Raw genomic sequence first — 17,650 nt, forward strand, 5'->3', positions numbered from 1 at the left:
CCCCCAGGCCCACGCCCCGTCCCGCGTACCAGGACCCGGGCCCATCGCCCGTCCCGCGTACCAGGACCCGAGCCCACGCCCCGTCCCGCGTACCGGGCCGAACTCCGCGCGTCAGCCGATGTCCGGTGGGTCGATCCGGATCCGGACCGCGTCGCTGCCGCCCGTCCCCCCACGAGCCGTCCGGGCCGCCAGCGCGGTCTTCAGCGCGGCGGCCAGCGCGGCACCGCTCCCGGGCGGCACCCGGATGAGCGCACGCTCCCACCGCTCCCCCGGCGGCGGCCCCCCGGCGCGCCGTGGCCGCCCGGCCTCGGTGACCGGCACGGGCACGGGTCCCAGCACCTCGGCGTCCGGCGGGAGTCCGGCCCCGGCGAGAAAGTCCGCCACGGCCTCGGCCGGCCCCGACACCGCCGCCATCCGCGACACCGGCGGAAAGCCCAGCTCGGCCCGCTCGGCCAGTTCCCGCACCGCGTGCCCGACGGGATCCCACCGGACCAGTGCCTGCACGGGCCGCAGCGTCGCCTCGGCGACGACAACCACGGTTCCGCCCGCCGACTGCGGCCGGACCAGCGCACCCGCGCCGATCCAACGCCGCAGCGCCTCCTCGCCCGCCCGCAGATCCGGCCGCCCGAGCATCGCCCATCCGTCGAGCAGCAGCGCGGCCGCGTACCCGCCCTCGGCGACGGGCTCGGCCCCCGGGGTGCTGACGACCAGGGCGGGGGTGTCCGCAACCGTGTCCAGCACCTGCTCGCGCCCCGACGTCCGCACCGGTACCGCCGGGAACGCGCGCCCCAGCTCCTCGGCGGTCCGCCGGGCACCCACCACCTGGGCGCGCAGCCGGAAACCGCCGCACTCCGGGCAGTGCCAGGCGCTCTCCTCCCGCCCGCACCAGCCGCACCGCAGCTCCCCGGCGTCCTGGGCCGTCAGCGGCCCGGCGCAGTGCCGGCAGCGGGCGGGCGCGCGGCAGTGGGCGCAGGCCAGCCGGGGAACGTATCCCCGCCGGGGCACCTGCACCAGCACGGGACCGTGCCGCAGCCCCTCGCGCATCACCTCCCAGGCGAGCGTCGGCAGCCGGGCCGCCCTGGCCGCCTCGTCCCGCGCGAGGTCCCCGTCCCCCACGGTCCGCACGAGCGGCGCCGCGGCCCGCACCTGCTCGCGGTCGGCGACCAGCGGTGCCGCCCAGCCGCTCTCGACGAGCTGCGCGGCCTCCACGGTGCAGCTCCAGCCCCCCAGCAGAAAGGCGCACCTGTCGCGCGACGCCCGGAGCTCCAGGACCTCGCGGACATGCGGGAAGGGGGCGTTGTCGTCGCTGTGGGCGGCATCCCCGTCGTCCCAGACGGCGACGAGCCCGAGGTCGCGGACCGGCGCGAACATGGCGGCCCGCGTCCCGACGACCGCCCGCACGGCTCCGCGTCGTATCGCGAGCCACTCCCGGTACCGCCGCTCCTGCCCGGCGTCGGCGGTCAGGACCGCGTGCCGCCCCTCTCCCATCAGCGCGCGCAGCGCGGCGTCGACCCGGGCGGCGGGCCGGCCCGCGGGTACGACGACCAGGGCGCCCCGGCCCGAGGCGAGAGTGGCCTGCACGGCCCGGGCGATCTCCTCCGCCCACTGCGGCCCCGGCAGGGCGGTCCACACGGCCCGTGGCGCACCGCCGGAGGCCAGGGACCGCAGGAACTCCGGCCCTCGCCCGTACCTCCGCCAGGACCCGGGATCCGGAGCGGCGGGCGGTGCCGGCGGCGGACCGGTCTCCGTGGCCTCGGCGCGGGCGTGCCGCGGTGGTACGGCGAGCTGGAGCACATCGGCGAGACTGCCCGCGTACCGGTCGGCGACGGCGCGGGCGAGCTCCAGCAGCTCGGTCGAGAGGACGGGCTCGGGTGACACGACCTGGGCCAGGGCCGCGAGAGGCCCGGTGTAGTCGGACTCGGGCAGTCGCTCGACGAGGAACCCGTCGATGAGCCCGCCGCCTTCGCGCCGCCCCTCGCGCACCGTGCGCGCGCCGGCGCCGAATCTCACCCGGACCCGGACCCCGGGCCGGGCCACGGCGTCCAGCTCCTCCGGCACGACGTAGTCGAAGTACCGGTCCAGATGCAGCACGCCCTTGTCGACCAGGACGCGGGCGACGGGCAGCTCCTTGGCGAGGGCGGCTCCCCGCCAGGTGCGCGGCTTGGCCCGGGGTGCCTTGGCCTTGCGCACGGCCTCACGGATCAGCGCAAGCTGCTCGGGCGGCGCGGCATCGTCCCCGCCCGCCGCTCGCTGCTGCCCGTTCCCGCTGCTCACGCTTGCATTCTTACCAAACCCCACTGACACCGCCGTGCGGACTTCGCGTCGCGGGCGGCCGTTGGGTGGGTGACATGCCAAGACCCGGCTCCCTCAGGGGAGCCGGGCCTCGTGCACGAGCGGGGGACGGCTTACAGCCCTGCCGCCGCGCGCAGTGCCTCCACACGGTCCGTGCGCTCCCAGGTGAAGTCGGGGAGCTCGCGGCCGAAGTGGCCGTACGCGGCGGTCTGGGCGTAGATCGGGCGGAGCAGGTCCAGGTCGCGGATGATCGCGGCCGGGCGGAGGTCGAAGACCTCGGTGATCGCGTGCTCGATCTTCTCGGCGTCGATCTTGGCCGTGCCGAAGGTCTCCACGAACAGGCCGACCGGCTCGGCCTTGCCGATCGCGTATGCGACCTGCACCTCGCAGCGGGAGGCCAGGCCCGCCGCCACGACGTTCTTGGCGACCCAGCGCATCGCGTACGCCGCCGAGCGGTCCACCTTGGACGGGTCCTTGCCGGAGAACGCGCCACCGCCGTGCCGGGCCATGCCGCCGTAGGTGTCGATGATGATCTTCCGGCCGGTCAGGCCCGCGTCACCCATCGGACCGCCGATCTCGAAGCGGCCCGTGGGGTTGACCAGCAGGCGGTAGCCGTCGGTCTCCAGCTTGATGCCCTCGTCCAGCAGGGCCTTCAGCTCCGGCTCGACGACGAACTCACGGATGTCGGGGGCGAGCAGCGACTCGAGGTCGATGTCGCTCGCGTGCTGCGAGGAGATGACCACCGTGTCCAGGCGGACCGCCTTGTCACCGTCGTACTCGATGGTGACCTGGGTCTTTCCGTCCGGGCGCAGGTAGGGGATGGTGCCGTTCTTGCGGACGTCGGACAGGCGCTTGGACAGGCGGTGCGCCAGGAAGATGGGCAGCGGCATCAGCGTCGGGGTCTCGTCCGTCGCATAGCCGAACATCAGGCCCTGGTCGCCCGCGCCCTGGCGGTCCAGCTCGTCGTCGTCGCCCTCGACACGGGACTCGTACGCCGTGTCCACACCCTGCGCGATGTCCGGGGACTGCGCGCCGATCGACACCGAGACACCACAGGACGCGCCGTCGAAGCCCTTCTTCGACGAGTCGTAGCCGATCTCCAGGATCTTGTTGCGCACCAGCGTCGCGATGTCCGCGTACGTCTTGGTCGTGACCTCGCCGGCCACGTGCACCAGACCGGTCGTGATCAGCGTCTCCACGGCGACCCGGGAGGTCGGGTCCTCACGCAGAAGCGCGTCGAGAATGGTGTCACTGATCTGGTCAGCGATCTTGTCGGGGTGACCCTCGGTCACGGACTCCGAGGTGAACAGGCGACGGGACACAACGCTCCCTGGGGTTGCAGCGGCTGCTGGCTGATCATTGGCGGACGGGACGGGGGGCTGCACCCGGCGTCGTCCGAGAACAGTTTATCGGTCGCGCTCGACCGCCGGCCCACCTGTCTCGCCTCTCGGGAGCCCTGTGACCTGCGGCACGCGCATTCTGCCCAATGCCGCGCGCTCTTTTCCAGGGCCGCCACGCGGGAATGTGGCAAGGTTCGAGCGGGCCTCGAGGCGAGGGACGTATTCAGGACAGGCGGCGCACCACGAGGTTCCACACCGTCTCGGCCAGTGCTTCCTTCGGCCCGTACGGCACGGGGGTCTCACTGCCGTCGGCCCCGAGCACCACTGCCTCGTTCTCCTCGGAACCGAAGGTCTTGCGCTCCCCCACCTCGTTGACCACGAGCAGGTCGCAGCCCTTGCGTTCCAGCTTCGCGCGGCCGTTGACCAGCACGTTGTCCGTCTCCGCGGCGAAGCCCACGACCACCTGGCCGGGGCGGGCCCGGTCGGCCGAGATCTCGGCGAGAATGTCCGGATTCCTGATCAAGGCGATGGGCCCGGGGTCCTGGTCGTCCTTCTTCTTGATCTTCGCGGAAGCGTAGGCGGCGGGGCGGAAGTCCGCCACCGCGGCCGCCATGACCACGGCGTCCGCGTCGGCGGCCGCCTTCAGCACCGCCTCGCGCAGCTGTACGGCCGTGCCCACCCGGACGACGTCCACTCCGGCCGGATCGGGCAGGCTCGTGTTCGCGGCGATCAGGGTGACGCGGGCGCCCCGGGCGGCGGCCGTGCGCGCGAGGGCGTAGCCCTGCTTGCCGGAGGAGCGGTTGCCGAGGAACCGGACGGGGTCGAGGGGCTCGCGGGTGCCGCCGGCGGTGACGAGGACGTGACGGTCCCGGAGGTCCGGCTCGGTCGCGCCCCGGGCCAGCACGCGGCGGCAGACCTCGAAGATCTCTGCCGGGTCGGGCAGTCGACCCTTGCCCGTGTCGACGCCGGTCAGGCGGCCGACCGCCGGTTCGATGACTATCGCTCCACGCCGGCGCAGCGTGGCCACGTTCTCCTGGGTGGCCGGGTGCTCCCACATCTCCGTGTGCATCGCGGGGGCGAAGACGACCGGGCAGCGGGCGGTGAGGAGGGTGTTCGTCAGAAGGTCGTCGGCGAGACCGTGGGCCGCCTTGGCGAGGGCGTCCGCCGTCGCGGGGGCCACGACGACCAGATCGGCCTGCTGGCCGATGCGTACGTGGGGCACCTCGTGGACGTCGTCCCAGACCTCGGTCGAGACGGGGTGGCCGGAGAGCGCCGACCAGGTCGCGGCTCCGACGAAGTGCAGCGCGGAGGCGGTGGGCACGACGCGGACGTCATGCCCGGACTCGGTCAGTCTGCGCAGCAGCTCGCACGCCTTGTACGCGGCGATGCCGCCGCTGACCCCCAGAACGACCTTGGGCTTGTCCACCGTCTCTCCCCGGACTCGGATACGTACATCCCCATGCTGCATCACCGCGGGGGGACGGCCCCCGCACCCCCGAGCAGACCACAGGCCCGGCAGAGGCACTGCCGGGCCTGTGGAAAAACCTATCGCGATACGGCGATATGCATGCGGTATGCCGCTATGACATGCCGCACTGTCCGACTTACTGCGCCGGGCCCTCGATGGCCTCGGAGGTCAGCAGACCCGCGTTGATCTCACGCAGGGCGATCGAGAGCGGCTTCTCGTGGACGTGGGTGTCGACGAGGGGACCGACGTACTCGAGGAGGCCCTCACCGAGCTGCGAGTAGTACGCGTTGATCTGGCGGGCCCGCTTGGCCGCGTAGATCACGAGGCTGTACTTCGAGTCGGTGGCCTCGAGGAGCTCGTCGATCGGCGGGTTGATGATGCCCTCGGGCGCGGTGATGGAAGAGGACACGCTCTGCCTTCCGAAAGATGGGAAAAGATCAGACCTGATCACACAACCCTGATCACACAACGTTCATCAAGGCTAGCAGCTCGCGCGCCACGTCCTCGACCGAGGTGTTGACCAGGGTCTGGTCGAACTCGCGCTCGGCCGCCAGTTCGATCTTGGCCGCCTCCAGGCGGCGCTCGATCACCTCGGGCGGTTCCGTGCCGCGTCCGGTGAGCCTGCGCACCAGCTCCTCCCAGGAGGGCGGAGCCAGGAACACCAGCTGCGCCTCGGGCATGGACTCGCGGACCTGCCGGGCGCCCTGGAGGTCGATCTCCAGCAGGACCGGCACGCCGGCCTCCAGGTGCTCCAGCACGGCGGCCCGCGGCGTGCCGTAGCGGTTGCCTGCGAACTCGGCCCACTCCAGCAGCTCGCCGTTGGCGATCAGCTTGTCCATCTCGTCGTCGGTGACGAAGAAGTAGTGGAGACCGTGCCGCTCACCCGGGCGGGGCTTACGGGTCGTCGCCGACACCGAGAGCCAGGCCTCGGGGTGCTCCTTGCGCATATGGGCGACGACCGTGCTCTTGCCGACCCCGGAGGGGCCGGAGAGCACGGTCAGCCGCGGACGTTCACTCATGCAGCGATTATTCCAGCAATCCCGGAGTGCACCGGACTCAGCTGGCGGTGCCGCCGAACTCGCGCTCCAGGGAGGCGATCTGGTTGGAACCGAGGCCACGGACACGGCGGCTCTCGGAGATCCCGAGTCGCTCCATGATCTGCTTGGCGCGGACCTTGCCCACGCCCGGCAGGGACTCGAGGAGGGCGGAGACCTTCATCTTGCCGATGACGTCGTTTTCCTGGCCCTGCTTGATGACCTCGTGCAGGGAGGCGCCGGAGTGCTTGAGTCGATTCTTGACCTCGGCCCGCTCCCGGCGAGCCGCGGCGGCCTTTTCGAGCGCGGCTGCGCGCTGTTCAGGGGTAAGGGGCGGAAGAGCCACGCCTACGTCACCTCGGATGTCGAACTGTCGGATACGGACCGGTGAGGAACCTAGTCGCCCCACACCTGGGGAGCCACGAGCAACACGCTTGCCCGTTCTCTCGTCGGAGACTAGCGGGCAAGTCCGCCAGAGTCAGCGAGAACAGCGGAAAAGTCCTGGTCAGCCTCTGTCGAGCCGGACTTTTGGGACATACTGCCCCGGATTTGAGGATGTATTCAGACTCAAGCGGCTCCGTGGACACGCCCATGACGACTCCCGCGACCGCCTCGGAAGGTCTAGCCGGCCGCCACGGCGGCCCGGATCTCCTCCGCGAAGCGTTCCGCGGCGTCACGCAGCGCGACGACATCGGGACCGTGCCGCAGCACGCCCCGGCTGACGTTCGGCACCACGTTGCGCACGGCCTTGCCGAAGACCCGGGGAAGGTCGGCCGGAGTGGCTCCCTGGGCGCCGATGCCCGGCGCGAGGAGCGGGCCGCCCATGTCGAGGTCGTACGACGACAGGTCGCCGAGCGTGGCCCCCACCACGGCCCCGAAGGAGCCGAGGGGCTCCTGCCCCGCGTTCTCGGCCGCGAGGTGGGCGAGCATCGTCGCACCCACGCTCCGGCCGTCGGGGCGCACGGCGTGCTGCACCTCGCCGCCCTCGGGGTTCGAGGTCAGCGCGAGCACGAACAGTCCGGCGCCGCTCTCGCGCGCGAGGTCCACGGCCGGCTTGAGCGAGCCGTAGCCGAGGTAGGGCGAGACGGTCAGGGCGTCGGAGAACAGCGGAGACCCCTGGTGGAGAAAGGCTTCGGCGTACGCGGCCATGGTCGAGCCGATGTCACCGCGCTTGGCGTCCATGACGACCAGCGCCCCGGCCGCCCGCGCCTCCTCGACCGCCTTCTCCAGGACGGCGACCCCACGGGCCCCGAAGCGCTCGAAGAAGGCGCTCTGCGGCTTGAGGACGGCGACACGCTCGGCCATCGCCTCCACGACCGTGCGGCTGAACCGCTCCAGGCCCGCCACGTCGTCGTTCAGGCCCCACTGGGCCAGCAGCGAGGCGTGCGGGTCGATGCCGACGCACAGCGGGCCACGCTCGTCCATGGCACGGCGCAGACGGGCGCCGAAGGGTTCCAGACCGGTCATGCGGACTTCCTCACATCGGCGCCGACCGCGTCGGCGAGGGTGGCGTAGGGGCTCGTACGCAGACGCGCCGCGAGTCCCTTGTGGACGGCGCGGCTCCAGAAGGGCCCCTGGTAGATGAACGCGCTGTAGCCCTGCACGAGCGTGGCACCGGCCAGAATGCGCTGCCAGGCGTCCTCGGCGCTCGTGATGCCGCCGACGCCCACCAGGGTGATGCGGTCGCCCACGCGCGCGTAGAGGCGGCGCAGCACCTCCAGGGAGCGCGTTGTCAGCGGCGCGCCGGACAGTCCGCCGGTCTCCTTCACCAGGGCGGGGTCGGAGGCCAGTCCGAGCCCCTCGCGCGCGATGGTGGTGTTCGTGGCGATGATCCCGTCCAGGCCCAGCTCCACGGCGAGGTCGGCGACGGCGTCGACGTCCTCGTCGGCGAGGTCCGGGGCGATCTTGACCAGCAGGGGGACGCGCCGGGTGGTGACGGTGCGGTCGGCGGCCTCGCGGACGGCGCTGAGCAGCGGGCGCAGCGCCTCGGTCGCCTGGAGGTTGCGCAGGCCCGGGGTGTTGGGCGAGGAGACGTTGACGACCAGGTAGTCGGCGTACGGTGCGAGCCGCTCGGTCGACTTGACGTAGTCCCCGACGGCCTGCGCCTCGGGTACGGCCTTGGTCTTGCCGATGTTGACGCCCACGACGGTCCGGAAGACGGGCGTACGCGAGGCCAGGCGTGCGGCGACCGCCAGCGAGCCCTCGTTGTTGAAGCCCATACGGTTGATCAGCGCCCGGTCCGGGACGAGCCGGAACAGCCGCTTCTTGGGGTTGCCGGGCTGCGGCTCCCCGGTCACCGTGCCGATCTCGACGTGGTCGAAGCCCATCATCGCCATGCCGTCGACGCCCACGGCGTTCTTGTCGAAGCCGGCCGCGAGCCCGAACGGGCCGTGCATGCGCAGCCCGAACGCCTCCGTGCGCAGCTCCCGGTAGCGGGGCGCGAGGACGGCGGCGGCGAAGGTGCGCAGCACGGGGATGCGGGCGGCGCGGAGGATCCAGCGGAAGGCCAGGTGGTGGGCCTGTTCCGGGTCCATCCGGGAGAAAACCAGACGGAAGAAAAGCTTGTACATGTCCCTGTGTCCTCACCAAGAGGGGGACACCGTTTCCGATGTCCCCCTCGAGGGCTGCTAGTCGCGGGCCGCGGTCAGCTGTTCCGCGTGTTCCTGGAGCGAGCGGACGCCCACGTCACCGCGGTTGAGGGCGTCGATGCCCTGGACGGCTGCGGCGAGCGCCTGGACCGTCGTCAGGCAGGGCACGGAGCGGGCCACCGCGGCCGTGCGGATCTCGTAGCCGTCGAGGCGGCCACCGGTGCCGTAGGGGGTGTTGACGATGAGGTCGACCTCGCCGTCGTGGATGAGCTGGACGATGGTCTTCTCGCCGCCGGGGCCGGTGCCCTCGGACTGCTTGCGCACCACGGTGACATTGATGCCGTTGCGCTTGAGCACCTCGGCCGTGCCGGAGGTGGCGAGCAGCTCGAAGCCGTGGGCGACCAGCTCCCGCGCCGGGAAGATCATCGATCGCTTGTCCCGGTTGGCGACCGAGATGAAGGCGCGGCCCTTGGTCGGCAGCGGACCGTAGGCGCCGGCCTGCGACTTGGCGTACGCCGTGCCGAAGACCGAGTCGATGCCCATGACCTCGCCGGTGGAGCGCATCTCCGGGCCGAGGACCGTGTCCACGCCCCGGCCGTGGATGTCGCGGAACCGCGACCACGGCATGACGGCCTCCTTGACGGAGATCGGCGCGTCGAGCGGGAGCTCGCCGCCGTCGCTGTTCGCCGGAAGCAGGCCCTCGGAGCGCAGCTCGGCGATGGTCGCGCCCAGCGAGATCCGGGCGGCGGCCTTGGCCAGCGGCACCGCGGTCGCCTTCGAGGTGAAGGGAACGGTGCGGGAGGCCCGCGGGTTGGCCTCGAGGACGTAGAGGATGTCCCCCGCCATGGCGAACTGGATGTTGATCAGTCCGCGCACCCCGACACCCCGCGCGATGGCCTCCGTGGAGGCGCGCAGCCGCTTGATGTCGAAGCCGCCCAGCGTGATCGGGGGCAGCGCGCAGGCCGAGTCACCGGAGTGGATGCCGGCCTCCTCGATGTGCTCCATCACACCGCCCAGGTACAGCTCCTCGCCGTCGTACAGGGCGTCGACGTCGATCTCGATCGCGTCGTCGAGGAACCGGTCGACCAGCACCGGACGGGACGGGCTGATCTCGGTCGACTCGGCGATGTAGGCGGCGAGGCGGGCCTCGTCGTAGACGATCTCCATGCCGCGCCCGCCGAGGACGTACGAGGGCCGTACGAGGACCGGATAGCCGATCTCGTCCGCGATCGCCTTGGCCTCGTCGAACGTGGTGGCCGTGCCGTGCTTGGGCGCCGGCAGCCCGGCCTCGGCGAGCACACGCCCGAACGCGCCGCGGTCCTCGGCGGCGTGGATCGCCTCCGGGGATGTGCCCACGATCGGCACGCCGTTGTCCTTCAGCGCCTGCGCCAGGCCCAGCGGTGTCTGGCCGCCGAGCTGGACCACGACGCCCGCGACCGGGCCGGCCTGCTGCTCGGCGTGGACGATCTCGAGCACGTCCTCCAGCGTCAGCGGCTCGAAGTACAGCCGGTCGGAGGTGTCGTAGTCCGTGGAGACCGTCTCGGGGTTGCAGTTGACCATCACGGTCTCGTACCCGGCGTCGCTGAGTGCGAAGGAGGCGTGGACGCAGGAGTAGTCGAACTCGATGCCCTGGCCGATGCGGTTGGGGCCGGAGCCCAGGATGATGACCGCGGCCTTCTCGCGCGGCGCGACCTCGTTCTCCTCGTCGTAGGAGGAGTAGAAGTACGGCGTCTTCGCGGCGAACTCGGCGGCGCAGGTGTCCACCGTCTTGTAGACGGGGCGTACGCCCAGCGCGTGCCGGACCTCGCGCACGACGTCCTCGCGCAGCCCGCGGATCTCGGCGATCTGCTGGTCGGAGAATCCGTGCCGCTTGGCCTCGGCCAGCAGCTCGGGGTCCAGCCGCTCGGCGGCGGCCAGCTCGTCCGCGATCTCCTTGATGAGGAAGAGCTGGTCGACGAACCAGGGGTCGATCCGGGTGGCCTCGAAGACCTCCTCCTGGGTGGCGCCCGCGCGGATGGCCTGCATGACCGTGTTGATCCGGCCGTCCGTGGGGCGGGCGGCCTCGCGCAGCAGCGTGGCCTTGTCGCCGGTCTCGCCCACGAAGGTGAACTGGCTGCCCTTCTTCTCCAGCGAGCGCAGCGCCTTCTGGAACGCCTCGGTGAAGTTGCGGCCGATCGCCATCGCCTCACCGACCGACTTCATGGTCGTGGTCAGCGTGGAGTCGGCGGAGGGGAACTTCTCGAAGGCGAACCGGGGCGCCTTGACCACGACGTAGTCGAGGGTCGGTTCGAAGGAGGCCGGGGTCTCCTCGGTGATGTCGTTCGGGATCTCGTCGAGGGTGTAGCCGACGGCGAGCTTGGCGGCGATCTTGGCGATCGGGAAACCGGTCGCCTTCGAGGCGAGGGCGGACGAGCGCGAGACCCGCGGGTTCATCTCGATGACGATCACGCGACCGTCCTCGGGGTCCACCGCGAACTGGATGTTGCAGCCGCCGGTGTCCACGCCGACCTCGCGGATGACGGCGATGCCGATGTCGCGCAGGGTCTGGTACTCGCGGTCGGTCAGGGTCATCGCCGGGGCGACGGTGATCGAGTCACCGGTGTGCACGCCCATCGGGTCGAAGTTCTCGATGGAGCAGACGACCACGACGTTGTCGTGCTTGTCGCGCATCAGCTCCAGCTCGTACTCCTTCCAGCCGAGGATGGACTCCTCCAGGAGCACCTCGGTGGTCGGCGAGAGGGTGAGGCCCTGGCCTGCGATGCGGCGCAGCTCGTCCTCGTCGTGGGCGAAGCCGGAGCCGGCGCCGCCCATGGTGAAGGAGGGACGGACGACGACCGGGTAGCCGCCGAGCCGCTCGACGCCGGCGAGCACCTCGTCCATGGAGTGGCAGATCACGGACCGGGCGGACTCGCCGTGTCCGGTCTTCCTGCGCACCTCCTCCACGACCTCCTTGAACCGGTCGCGGTCCTCCCCCTTGTGGATCGCCTCGACGTTCGCCCCGATCAGTTCGACGCCGTACTTCTCCAGGACGCCGTTCTCGTGCAGCTTGATGGCCGTGTTCAGCGCCGTCTGACCGCCCAGGGTGGGCAGCAGGGCGTCGGGGCGCTCCTTGGCGATGATCCGCTCGACGAACTCGGGGGTGATCGGCTCGACGTAGGTGGCGTCCGCGATCTCCGGGTCGGTCATGATCGTGGCCGGGTTGGAGTTCACGAGAACGACCCGCAGCCCCTCGGACCTCAGGACCCGGCACGCCTGGGTGCCGGAGTAGTCGAACTCGGCGGCCTGGCCGATGACGATCGGGCCGGAGCCGATGACCAGGACGGACTGGATATCGGTGCGCTTAGGCACGCTGGCCCTCCATCAGGGATACGAAGCGGTCGAAGAGGTAGGCGGCGTCGTGCGGGCCCGCGGCGGCTTCGGGGTGGTACTGGACGCTGAAGGCCGGCTGGTCGAGCAGTTGGAGGCCCTCCACGACGTTGTCGTTGAGGCAGACGTGGGAGACCTCGGCGCGGCCGTAGGGCGTGTCGGAGACCTTGTCGAGCGGGGCGTCGACGGCGAAGCCGTGGTTGTGCGCGGTGACCTCGACCTTGCCGGTCGTACGGTCCTGCACAGGCTGGTTGATGCCGCGGTGGCCGTACTTCAGCTTGTAGGTGCCGAAGCCGAGCGCACGGCCGAGGATCTGGTTGCCGAAGCAGATGCCGAACAGGGGCGTCCTGCGCTCCAGGACGGCCCGCATGACGGAGACGGCGTGGTCGGCGGTGGCGGGGTCGCCGGGGCCGTTGGAGAAGAACACACCGTCCGGGTTCGCGGCGAACACGGCCTCGGCGGTCGCCGTCGCAGGCAGCACGTGCACCTCGATGCCGCGCTCGGCCATGCGGTGCGGGGTCATGCCCTTGATGCCGAGGTCGACCGCGGCGACGGTGTACCGCTTCTCGCCGATCGCGGGGACGACGTACGCCTCCTTGGTGGCGACCTCGGCGGAGAGGTCCGCGCCCTCCATCTCGGGGGCCTGGCGGACCTCGGCGAGCATGGTGCCCTCGTCGGGCAGGGCGTGGCCGGAGAAGATGCCGACGCGCATGGCGCCCCGCTCGCGCAGATGGCGGGTCAGCGCCCGGGTGTCGATACCGCTGATCCCGACGACGCCCTGGTGGCGCAGTTCCTCGTCCAGCGAGCGCTTGGCGCGCCAGTTGGAGGGCACGCGCGCGGGGTCGCGCACGACGTAGCCCGCGACCCAGATCCGCTGCGATTCGGGGTCCTCGTCGTTGACGCCCGTGTTGCCGACGTGGGGGGCGGTCATCACGACGACCTGGCGGTGGTACGACGGGTCGGTGAGGGTTTCCTGGTAGCCGGTCATACCGGTGGAGAACACGGCCTCGCCGAAGGTCACCCCCACGGCCCCGTAGGCGCGGCCGCGGAAGATCCGGCCGTCCTCCAGGACGAGTACGGCGGGAACCTTGCAGATTCCCCTGGTGGAGGTCGTCATCGTGCGCCTTCCGTCTTGTCGATCATGTGGTTCAGGGTGTCGACCCAGTCGTTGTGCTCGGCCGCACGGTCGGAGCGGAAACCGGAGTCGAGCAGTTTGTCGCCGTGCTCCCAGGTCACGACCAGCAGTCCGCCCTCGGTGAGGACCTTGCCCGCGATGCCCTTGTCGAGCCGGGCGCCGCGCAGCCGCTCGGCGGGCACGAAGAAGTCGGTCGCACCGGGACGTACCACGTCGAGGCCGGCGTCCGTCAGCGTGAGCTCGGCCCGGCTGCGGGTGCCGAGACCGTGGGCCACGATGCGGTCCAGCCACTGCCCGGCGGTGGTGGAGCCGTGGTAGCGGCCGCTCATGTTCAGTTTCGCCGGGCCGGCATCCGGCGGCGCGGTGGGAAGCCCGGGCAGGTCGCTCTGGAGGGTGGCGCGCCACTTCCAGCCCTCGCGCATCAGCCAGTAGACGAGCGCGACGAAGAGGGCGAGCCCCACGAGCCAGCCGATGCGAGCGGCCCAGTCGGTCACTTCCGCCGATTTCCTCTCGGCGGCGAGCAGGATTACAGGTGTCACGCGAGCTTCCCGTCGACGAGCGTGGCCTTGCCCCGGAGCCACGTGTGGGTGACACGGCCCGGCAGCTCACGGCCCTCGTACGGAGTGTTGCGGCTGCGCGAGGCGAAGCCCGCGGGGTCCACCTGCCCACGGTATGCCGTGTCCACGAGCGTGAGGTTGGCCGGCTCGCCTGCCGAGACGGGGCGCCCGTGACCCGCGGCCCGGCCGATCCTGGCGGGCTTGAAGGACATACGGTCCGCGACGCCCGCCCAGTCGAGCAGCCCGGTGTCGACCATGGTCCCCTGCACCACGGACAGCGCGGTCTCCAGGCCGACCATGCCCATGGCGGCCGCGGCCCACTCGCAGTCCTTGTCCTCGTGCGGGTGGGGGGCGTGGTCGGTGGCGACGATGTCGATCGTGCCGTCGGCGAGCGCCTCGCGCAGCGCCAGCACGTCCCGCTCGGTGCGCAGCGGCGGGTTGACCTTGTAGACCGGGTTGTAGGTGCGCACCAGCTCGTCGGTCAGCAGCAGGTGGTGCGGGGTGACCTCGGCGGTGACGTCGATGCCGCGGGACTTCGCCCAGCGCACGATCTCGACGGAGCCGGCGGTCGACAGATGGCAGATGTGCACACGGGAGCCGACGTGCTCGGCGAGCAGCACATCCCGGGCGACGATCGACTCCTCGGCGACCGCGGGCCAGCCGCCGAGCCCCAGCTCCGCGGAGACGACGCCCTCGTTCATCTGGGCGCCCTCGGTCAGCCGGGGCTCCTGAGCGTGCTGGGCGACCACGCCGCCGAAGGCCTTCACGTACTCCAGCGCCCGGCGCATGATCACCGCGTCGTCGACGCACTTGCCGTCGTCGGAGAAGACGGTGACGCCGGCCGCCGACTCGTGCATGGCGCCCAGCTCGGCGAGCTTCTTGCCCTCCAGACCGACGGTGACGGCGCCGACGGGGTGGACGTCGCAGTAGCCGTGCTCCCTGCCCAGCCGCCACACCTGCTCCACGACGCCGGCGGTGTCGGCGACCGGGAAGGTGTTGGCCATGGCGAACACCGCCGTGTAGCCGCCGGCGGCGGCGGCCCGGGTACCGGTCAGGACGGTCTCCGAGTCCTCGCGGCCGGGCTCGCGCAGGTGGGTGTGCAGGTCGACGAGGCCCGGGAGCAGCACCTTGCCGTCGGCCTCGACGACCTGCGCGCCCTCGGCGGGCAGACCCGTACCGACCGCTTCGATGATCTCGCCGTCGATGAGGACGTCCTGCGGCGCGCCGCCGAGCACCCTCGCACCACGGATCAGGATCTTGCTCATGTGTCTTACTTCTCCTCGGTACGGGTCTGGGGGTGGGCGGGCGCGTTCCGGGTATCGAATACAGCCCCGCCGAGCAGCAGGTACAGGACCGCCATCCGGATCGAGACACCGTTCGCCACCTGCTCGATGGCGGTGCAGCGCCCGGAATCGGCGACCTCGGCGGTGATCTCCATGCCGCGGACCATCGGACCGGGGTGCATGACGATGGCGTGTTCCGGCATCCTCGCCATCCGGTCGGCGTCCAGGCCGTAGCGCCGCGAGTACTCGCGCTCGGTCGGGAAGAAGGCGGCGTTCATGCGCTCGCGCTGGACGCGCAGCATCATCACCGCGTCCGACTTGGGCAGCGCGCTGTCGAGGTCGTAGGAGGTCTCGCAGGGCCAGGAGCCCACGCCGACCGGCAGCAGGGTGGGCGGGGCGACGAGGGTGACGTCTGCGCCGAGGGTGTGCAGCAGGTCGACGTTGGAGCGGGCGACCCGGCTGTGCAGCACGTCGCCGACGATCGTGATGCGCTTTCCGGCCAGGTCGTGGCCCAGCCCGGCGTCCCGGCCCACCAGGCGGCGGCGCATGGTGAAGGCGTCGAGCAGGGCCTGGGTGGGGTGCTGGTGGGTGCCGTCGCCGGCGTTGATCACGGCCGCGTCGATCCAGCCGGAGTTGGCCAGGCGGTAGGGGGCTCCGGAGGCGCCGTGACGGATGACGACGGCGTCGACGCCCATGGCCTCCAGGGTCTGGGCGGTGTCCTTGAGGGACTCCCCCTTGGACACGCTGGATCCCTTGGCGGTGAAGTTGATCACGTCCGCGGACAGCCGCTTCTCGGCGGCCTCGAAGGAGATCCGGGTGCGGGTGGAGTCCTCGAAGAAGAGGTTGACGACGGTGCGGCCGCGCAGGGTCGGCAGCTTCTTGATCGGCCGGTCCGCGGCCCGGGCCATCTCCTCGGCTGTGTCGAGGATCCGGACGGCGTCGTCGCGGGTGAGGTCGGCGGCCGAGATGAGATGGCGCTGCATCTGTCAGGCTCCGTAAGGAAGTTCATCATTCGGGAGGATTCGGGCAGGCACGGGTGTGCGGAAGCGTGCTCGCGGGGCGTACGGCAGGGGTGTACGCCGGAGTGCTACTGCTGTGCGCCCGCCACGGTCTGCTTCACACCGAGCAGCACGGTGTCGCGACCGTCCTCCTCGGTGAGCTGGACCTTGACCGTCTCCCGCAGCGACGTGGGGAGGTTCTTGCCGACGTAGTCGGCGCGGATCGGAAGTTCGCGGTGGCCGCGGTCGACGAGGACCGCGAGCTGGACCGCGCGCGGACGCCCGATGTCGTTCAGGGCGTCCAGGGCGGCACGGATGGTGCGGCCGGAGAAGAGCACGTCGTCGACGAGCACGACGAGACGGCCGTCGAGCCCGTCGCCGGGGATCTCCGTCCGGGCCAGCGCACGCGGGGGCCCCAGGCGCAGGTCGTCGCGGTACATCGTGATGTCGAGGGAGCCGACCGGGATCGTGCGGCCGGTGATCTGCTCGAGCTTGAGGGCGAGCCGACGGGCGAGGAAGACGCCCCGGGTCGGGATGCCGAGGAGCACCACGTCGTCCGCGCCCTTGGCGCGCTCGACGATCTCGTGGGCGATGCGGGTGAGCACCCGCGCGATGTCAGGGCCTTCGAGAACGGGCCGAGCATCGGAATGCTGCGTGTCCATACGAGACGGACCTCCTTCTCCGCCTCACGGGACGGACCTTAAAGGACGTCGGAATTGCGCCAATCAGCCTACCAGCCCGCCGACGCCGGCTTGTCACCCCCCTGACGGTCCCCGGTCACCCGTCCGGCGTCACGGCATGTCGTCCTCCACGGAGGGGTCGGTCCGGACCATTCGGCTTGACGGGGCAGAGTCACGCTGCGTAACCTCACAGTGAGTCACCAGCCGCGCGGCGGAGCCGCATGTCGACACCGTGTCCGGGGAGCTATATGTCCAGCGAATACGCCAAACAGCTCGGGGCCAAGCTCCGGGCCATCCGCACCCAGCAGGGCCTTTCCCTCCACGGTGTGGAAGAGAAGTCCCAGGGACGCTGGAAGGCGGTCGTGGTCGGGTCGTACGAGCGCGGCGACCGCGCCGTCACCGTGCAGCGCCTTGCCGAGCTGGCCGATTTCTATGGGGTCCCGGTGCAGGAGCTGCTGCCGGGCACCACTCCCGGCGGTGCCGCCGAGCCGCCGCCGAAGCTCGTTCTGGACCTGGAGCGCCTGGCGAGCGTGCCGGCCGAGAAGGCGGGCCCGCTCCAGCGGTATGCGGCCACGATCCAGTCGCAGCGCGGTGACTACAACGGCAAGGTGCTGTCGATCCGCCAGGACGACCTGCGCACCCTCGCGGTGATCTACGACCAGTCGCCCTCGGTGCTGACCGAGCAGCTGATCAGCTGGGGTGTGCTGGACGCGGACGCGCGCCGTGCGGTGGCGTCCCACGAGGAGAGCTGACCTCATCAGCTCCAGCAGAAACGTGCCGCCGGGGTGGCCGGACCATTGCGGTCGGGCCACCCCGGCGGCGTTCTCATGTGCCGCTGCGTCGGCCAGGGGGCGCACACGCCTCTCGTGTGCGGCTGCGGCCCCCCGGGGGGCGCATACGCCAAAGGGC

The 17,650-nt window shown here is 71.3% G+C and carries 15 protein-coding genes; 1 reads left to right on the plus strand and 14 read right to left on the minus strand.

Translation table 11 applies throughout. The annotated features are described in order from the left end of the window. Positions 1-111: 111 nt before the first annotated feature. The 14 genes from ABZ876_RS18270 to pyrR form a co-directional block, all read right to left on the minus strand. Positions 112-2,274: a primosomal protein N' gene (locus tag ABZ876_RS18270; RefSeq protein ID WP_361781627.1), complete on the minus strand. Its 2,163-nt coding sequence runs from the start codon at positions 2,272-2,274 to the stop codon at positions 112-114. Positions 2,275-2,405: 131 nt separating this feature from the next. After that, complete coding sequence (gene metK / locus ABZ876_RS18275; protein ID WP_361781630.1) at positions 2,406-3,614, minus strand: methionine adenosyltransferase; 1,209 nt, start codon at positions 3,612-3,614, stop codon at positions 2,406-2,408. Between the two features lie 241 nt (positions 3,615-3,855). After that, entirely contained in the window at positions 3,856-5,058 is a 1,203-nt protein-coding gene (coaBC, locus tag ABZ876_RS18280; protein ID WP_361781633.1) for a bifunctional phosphopantothenoylcysteine decarboxylase/phosphopantothenate--cysteine ligase CoaBC, read from the minus strand. A 178-nt stretch (positions 5,059-5,236) separates the two neighbouring features. After that, positions 5,237-5,509: a DNA-directed RNA polymerase subunit omega gene (gene rpoZ / locus ABZ876_RS18285; RefSeq protein WP_005319902.1), complete on the minus strand. Its 273-nt coding sequence runs from the start codon at positions 5,507-5,509 to the stop codon at positions 5,237-5,239. A 52-nt stretch (positions 5,510-5,561) separates the two neighbouring features. Further along, positions 5,562-6,119 carry a guanylate kinase gene (gene gmk, locus ABZ876_RS18290; protein WP_361781636.1) on the minus strand — a complete coding sequence of 186 codons (558 nt, stop codon included), beginning with the start codon at positions 6,117-6,119 and terminating at the stop codon, positions 5,562-5,564. 37 nt (positions 6,120-6,156) lie between these two features. Beyond that, a complete protein-coding gene (locus ABZ876_RS18295) occupies positions 6,157-6,480 on the minus strand; it encodes an integration host factor (protein ID WP_103844829.1) in 324 nt (107 codons plus the stop codon). A gap of 275 nt (positions 6,481-6,755) precedes the next feature. Next, the gene (pyrF, locus tag ABZ876_RS18300; protein ID WP_361781641.1) at positions 6,756-7,601 is read right to left on the minus strand and encodes an orotidine-5'-phosphate decarboxylase; all 846 of its coding nucleotides are present in this window, start codon (positions 7,599-7,601) and stop codon (positions 6,756-6,758) included. Further along, on the minus strand, positions 7,598-8,704 hold the full coding sequence (locus ABZ876_RS18305) for a quinone-dependent dihydroorotate dehydrogenase (RefSeq protein ID WP_361781644.1): 1,107 nt from the start codon (positions 8,702-8,704) through the stop codon (positions 7,598-7,600). The genes pyrF and ABZ876_RS18305 overlap by 4 nt, the downstream gene beginning before the upstream one ends. 57 nt (positions 8,705-8,761) lie before the next feature. Next, positions 8,762-12,070 (minus strand): carbamoyl-phosphate synthase large subunit, encoded by a 3,309-nt coding sequence (gene carB, locus ABZ876_RS18310; protein ID WP_361781647.1) that lies wholly within the window; start codon positions 12,068-12,070, stop codon positions 8,762-8,764. Further along, on the minus strand, positions 12,063-13,205 hold the full coding sequence (gene carA, locus ABZ876_RS18315; protein WP_361781650.1) for a glutamine-hydrolyzing carbamoyl-phosphate synthase small subunit: 1,143 nt from the start codon (positions 13,203-13,205) through the stop codon (positions 12,063-12,065). The genes carB and carA overlap by 8 nt, the downstream gene beginning before the upstream one ends. Further along, positions 13,202-13,762 (minus strand): hypothetical protein, encoded by a 561-nt coding sequence (locus tag ABZ876_RS18320; protein WP_361781653.1) that lies wholly within the window; start codon positions 13,760-13,762, stop codon positions 13,202-13,204. Before ABZ876_RS18320 ends, carA begins: the two co-directional genes overlap by 4 nt. Further along, on the minus strand, positions 13,759-15,045 hold the full coding sequence (locus tag ABZ876_RS18325; protein WP_361781656.1) for a dihydroorotase: 1,287 nt from the start codon (positions 15,043-15,045) through the stop codon (positions 13,759-13,761). The genes ABZ876_RS18320 and ABZ876_RS18325 overlap by 4 nt, the downstream gene beginning before the upstream one ends. 5 nt (positions 15,046-15,050) lie before the next feature. After that, positions 15,051-16,046 carry an aspartate carbamoyltransferase catalytic subunit gene (locus ABZ876_RS18330; protein WP_361781659.1) on the minus strand — a complete coding sequence of 332 codons (996 nt, stop codon included), beginning with the start codon at positions 16,044-16,046 and terminating at the stop codon, positions 15,051-15,053. 104 nt (positions 16,047-16,150) lie between these two features. Next, positions 16,151-16,723, minus strand: a complete 573-nt coding sequence (gene pyrR / locus ABZ876_RS18335; RefSeq protein WP_361781662.1) for a bifunctional pyr operon transcriptional regulator/uracil phosphoribosyltransferase PyrR — start codon at positions 16,721-16,723, stop codon at positions 16,151-16,153. A gap of 266 nt (positions 16,724-16,989) precedes the next feature. Here pyrR and bldD point away from each other — a divergent pair, with 266 nt between their 5' ends. After that, complete coding sequence (gene bldD / locus ABZ876_RS18340; protein ID WP_234516861.1) at positions 16,990-17,493, plus strand: transcriptional regulator BldD; 504 nt, start codon at positions 16,990-16,992, stop codon at positions 17,491-17,493. Positions 17,494-17,650 lie beyond the last annotated feature (157 nt).

The organism is Streptomyces sp. NPDC046931, from assembly GCF_040644655.1.
GTDB lineage: Bacteria > Actinomycetota > Actinomycetes > Streptomycetales > Streptomycetaceae > Streptomyces.

What these genes read in the sequence shown, in the direction of transcription:
- pyrR (WP_361781662.1), bottom strand. Translation starts at nt 16,723, where the DNA reads ATGGACACGCAGCATTCCGATGCTCGGCCCGTTCTCGAAGGCCCTGAC.
- ABZ876_RS18325 (WP_361781656.1), bottom strand. Translation starts at nt 15,045, where the DNA reads ATGAGCAAGATCCTGATCCGTGGTGCGAGGGTGCTCGGCGGCGCGCCG.
- carA (WP_361781650.1), bottom strand. Translation starts at nt 13,205, where the DNA reads ATGACGACCTCCACCAGGGGAATCTGCAAGGTTCCCGCCGTACTCGTC.
- ABZ876_RS18330 (WP_361781659.1), bottom strand. Translation starts at nt 16,046, where the DNA reads ATGCAGCGCCATCTCATCTCGGCCGCCGACCTCACCCGCGACGACGCC.
- gmk (WP_361781636.1), bottom strand. Translation starts at nt 6,119, where the DNA reads ATGAGTGAACGTCCGCGGCTGACCGTGCTCTCCGGCCCCTCCGGGGTC.
- pyrF (WP_361781641.1), bottom strand. Translation starts at nt 7,601, where the DNA reads ATGACCGGTCTGGAACCCTTCGGCGCCCGTCTGCGCCGTGCCATGGAC.
- bldD (WP_234516861.1), top strand. Translation starts at nt 16,990, where the DNA reads ATGTCCAGCGAATACGCCAAACAGCTCGGGGCCAAGCTCCGGGCCATC.
- ABZ876_RS18305 (WP_361781644.1), bottom strand. Translation starts at nt 8,704, where the DNA reads ATGTACAAGCTTTTCTTCCGTCTGGTTTTCTCCCGGATGGACCCGGAA.